This is a genomic window from Cuspidothrix issatschenkoi CHARLIE-1 (assembly GCF_002934005.1).
GTDB lineage: Bacteria > Cyanobacteriota > Cyanobacteriia > Cyanobacteriales > Nostocaceae > Cuspidothrix > Cuspidothrix issatschenkoi.
The window spans coordinates 1-4,031 of sequence record NZ_PGEM01000206.1; the positions used below are offsets into that span (position 1 = coordinate 1).

Annotated in this window: 5 protein-coding genes; 3 read left to right on the forward strand and 2 right to left on the reverse strand. The window is 38.1% G+C overall.

The genetic code is table 11. From position 1 onward, the window contains the following. Window positions 1-179 precede the first annotated feature (179 nt). Together CUN59_RS20245 and CUN59_RS20250 are read left to right on the forward strand one after the other, a co-directional pair. Window positions 180-1,202 carry a DMT family transporter gene (locus tag CUN59_RS20245; protein WP_104389519.1) on the forward strand — a complete coding sequence of 341 codons (1,023 nt, stop codon included), beginning with the start codon at window positions 180-182 and terminating at the stop codon, window positions 1,200-1,202. Beyond that, window positions 1,195-2,112, forward strand: coding sequence for a S66 peptidase family protein (locus CUN59_RS20250; protein ID WP_104389520.1), 918 nt, complete (start codon window positions 1,195-1,197; stop codon window positions 2,110-2,112). The genes CUN59_RS20245 and CUN59_RS20250 overlap by 8 nt, the downstream gene beginning before the upstream one ends. Here CUN59_RS20250 and CUN59_RS22405 read toward each other — a convergent pair. Beyond that, on the reverse strand, window positions 2,102-2,236 hold the full coding sequence (locus CUN59_RS22405; RefSeq protein WP_279327325.1) for a hypothetical protein: 135 nt from the start codon (window positions 2,234-2,236) through the stop codon (window positions 2,102-2,104). The genes CUN59_RS20250 and CUN59_RS22405 overlap by 11 nt on opposite strands. A 5-nt stretch (window positions 2,237-2,241) precedes the next feature. Here CUN59_RS22405 and CUN59_RS20255 point away from each other — a divergent pair, with 5 nt between their 5' ends. Then, window positions 2,242-3,042 carry an FkbM family methyltransferase gene (locus tag CUN59_RS20255; protein ID WP_104389521.1) on the forward strand — a complete coding sequence of 267 codons (801 nt, stop codon included), beginning with the start codon at window positions 2,242-2,244 and terminating at the stop codon, window positions 3,040-3,042. Between the two features lie 120 nt (window positions 3,043-3,162). On the opposite strand, the gene CUN59_RS20260 is transcribed toward CUN59_RS20255, so the two are convergent. Continuing rightward, window positions 3,163-3,906 (reverse strand): class I SAM-dependent methyltransferase, encoded by a 744-nt coding sequence (locus tag CUN59_RS20260; protein ID WP_104389522.1) that lies wholly within the window; start codon window positions 3,904-3,906, stop codon window positions 3,163-3,165. Window positions 3,907-4,031 lie beyond the last annotated feature (125 nt).

Below are 4,031 nucleotides of genomic sequence, written 5' to 3' on the forward strand. Positions count from 1 at the left end.
AAGTGGTATGTATGCCATAGGTAAAGTATAGCATTAGTTAGTATTCGTTGGCAAATATTTAACTAGCTAATTTCCTTAGCACCTGAATTATCAGCCACACTCCGAACATAAAACTCAATGTTTAGTAAAATCAGGTAAAGTGATGTTTCCATCTGTTTACTAGAAACTATTATTAGCCCATGCAAGTGCAAATCAGTGGATCTAAAAATCCTCTAGGTTATCTACTATTAATTAGTCCTTTTTTCCTCTGGGGTACAGCAATGGTGGCCATGAAAGGTGTAATTCCCCATACCACGCCCCTATTTATGGCGGGATTTAGGTTAATACCTGCGGGGGTGTTAATTCTGATTGTGGCGGCATTAATGGGTAAACCTCAACCGAAAAGTTGGTTAGGATGGTTGTGGATTGGTATATTTTCCCTAGTTGATGGAACTTTATTTCAAGGCTTTTTAGCCGAGGGTTTAGTCAGAACTAATGCCGGCTTAGGTTCAGTAATGATAGATTCCCAGCCTTTAGTAGTAGCTTTACTTTCTTTGTGGTTGTTTCAAGAACATATTGGTATATGGGGATGGTTGGGGTTAGGATTGGGAATTACGGGTATTAGTCTGATCGGTTTACCAAAAGAATGGATTTTTCATCTGCTGGATTCAGGAGTGATGATTACCACAGATAATTGGCAACAGTTATTTAATAGTGGTGAGTTATTAATGTTACTAGCAGCTTTATCTATGGCTGTGGGGACTGTGTTGATTCGGTTTGTATGCCGTTATGTAGATCCAGTATTAGCTACAGGATGGCACATGATTATCGGTGGCTTGCCGTTGTGGGGAATTTCTTCTGTCGTGGAATCTCAACAATGGGAAAATATTTTACCGATGGATTGGTTGGCATTAGGTTATGCTACTGTGTTTGGTAGTGCGATCGCTTACGGATTATTTTTCTACTTTGCCTCCAGTGGTAATCTTACCAGTTTAAGTTCTCTGACTTTTCTCACACCCGTTTTTGCTTTAATATTTGGTTATATTTTTCTCAATGAAGTCCTGACTACTATTCAATGGTTCGGGGTTTTTCTGACCTTAATCAGTATTTATTTAATTAACCAACGGGAAAATATCGGGGGAAATCAGACAACTACTATCATTGATACAAATACCATATCTACTCAGAATTTAACAACCGCCAGTAATTCTCTCGATGTCTAACCTTCAAAACCTTAAATCTGCCCTCCTACCTCCACCCCTCAAAGCGGGTGATTTACTGCGCGTCATTGCCCCCAGTGGTGCATTGCGAGAAGTTGAAGCTTTTAATCAAGGTGTGGAAATTTGGAAGTCGCGCGGCTACCGCATCAAAATCAGCGATAACATAGATAATAGACATGGTTATCTAGCTGGTACAGATGCCCAGCGTCGTCAGCAATTAGCCACAGCATGGCAAGATCCAGAATGCAAGGGTATTCTCTGCGCGAGAGGTGGTTTTGGTAGTACCCGGATTTTAGAAGATTGGACTTGGCAAGAAAACATCATTACCCCTAAATGGTTGATCGGCTTTTCTGATGTCACAGCCCTGCTTTGGAGTCTCTATAATGCTGGTATTTGTAGTCTACATGGTCCGGTGCTCACTACCCTAGCAGATGAGCCAGAATCATCAATACAGCGATTATTTGATATTGTAGGAGGTCGTCCTATTCCACCTTTAAAAGGTCAAGGTTGGGGAGGCGGTACTGTCACAGGTGCATTACTTCCTGGTAATCTGACAGTAGCAACCCACCTTTTAGGTACACCCCTTTTACCGGATTTGGATGGTGTGATCTTAGCTTTGGAAGATGTCACAGAAGCACCCTATCGCATTGATAGAATGCTGACACAGTGGCGGTTAAGTGGGCTTTTATCCAAAGTTCGGGGTATTGCATTAGGAGGGTTTACTAAATGTGAAGCACCGCCAAATGTACCTAGTTTGACTATCGAGGAAGTTTTGCAAGATAGATTATCTGACTTAAACATTCCTATTGTCTCAGATTTACCTTTTGGTCATGATAGCCCTAATGCAGCGTTACCTGTAGGAGTACAAGTAACATTAGATGCAACAGCAGGGATATTAGAAATCAAAAAATAAATTTATTAGAAAAATTAGCATGACTGTGAGAAATCACAAATACCAAACTACTGGCGATAATGGTTTCTAAATCATGCAATAATAATTCCAGAGGGAATTTTTGTTTATGCTTGTAAAAACTCATGATCTATGGATAAAAATCTCATAATTGATGTTGGTGTTCATCAGGGTGAAGACACGGAATACTATTTAAAAAAAGGTTTTCTAGTAGTTGGCATAGAGGCAGATCCTCAGCTTTATGAAACTACAAAAAACAGACTGCAATCATACATAGATGATGGTCAACTGCAACTTCTTAATCTGGCCATAGCCCCACAGAATGGCGAAATCACTTTCTACGCTAACCTCAACCATAGTGTTTGGGGTACAATTTCTCCAGATTGGGTGAAAAGAAACGAGGTATATGGGACAAAATCCCTAGGAATCACTGTAAAAAGTTCTACATTTGAAAACATTTTGCAAAAGTTTGGCATTCCCTACTATCTGAAAATAGATATTGAAGGTGCAGACCTGTTGTGCGTAGAAGCATTAAGGCATTTTGACAGCAAACCACAGTTTCTATCCATAGAATCAGCAAAAACTTCTTGGAATAACTTACTTGAAGAATTTAAGTTATTAAAAGAACTGGGTTATCAAAAATTTAAAGTTATTAGCCAACAGAATATATCAGAACAAATTTGTCCCTTTCCAGCAAGAGAAGGGAAATATATTGAACATGAATTTGAGTTTGGTTCTAGCGGACTTTTTGGAGAAGAAACAGCAGGAACTTGGCTTTCGGAACGTGAAGCAATCAATATCCACAAACGCATTTTTTGGTACTATAAAATATTTAGATTGAATGGGTTTATTTATGATATTCCTATAGGTAAAAAACTCTTAGAAACACTCAAGATTATAGAACCGTGGTATGATACCCATGCCAGTCTGTGAATATCTGACAGGTTAAAAACTATAGACACAGACTATTGAAAGAATGCAGAAGGTAAGAAAGCTTATTTTATCAGCTTTTTCACCTTTTTCAACTGGATAGTTCAACTAAACTTTCAGATTTTAGATTAACTTACGGTAACAACGAGATGTTATTTGGTAAGGGTGATATATCTCTAGAAACTTACTTTGAAGTGTGCGATAGAAAATATCTACTAAATAAGGATCATCGAGATGAAAAGGATGCTCTTGATTGACACCTTTAAAGAAACACCAATTAAGGATAATTTTACCATCATTCGTCAGTGCTTGATGGAATTTTAACAACTGCTGGCTAGGGTCTGGTAAATGTTCTAAAACATCAAAAGAAATAACAGTGTCAAAAGTTTCGTTAGCAGCTATTTCCTGACAAAAAACGATTTTTTGACTCAGACCCATTTGTTCAGCCCGATATTTGACAAAATCACGATTAATCGGATTAATATCACAATAGACAACTTGCTCAACCTGCGGACAAAGCGCAGTACCCAGGGTATGTGTCCCAATTCCACCACCAAAATCCAAGACCCGACCTTGAGCATGATTTGTAATCAGCAACAGGGTATCTTCAATATATTCATGACTTGCTAAATGCCATGCCCCCAAATCAAATAAGTAAAATTCTCCTACCTTGTCGCGATAAAAAGCTGTTGCTTGTTCCCAATCAAAATCTTTATGACCTAACTCAGCCATCTGCTGCTGACTTGTCTCTAACCTACTCTCTACTATTTCTGAATCCAAATGCAAAAATTCCTGTATATGGTGCTTTAAATTAAATGAAGCTGTATAGTAAGAGCTTAAGGAAGAAGGAAGTGGTAATCTAGGCATAAAAGAGATTTATTTTCATTAATTTACTCAACACTTTAACAACATTAGCAAATTTCATGTAGATAAACTTGCATTTAATAAAATTTTTATTTTGTTAACTGACTGACCTTAACGGGTGACAAGGC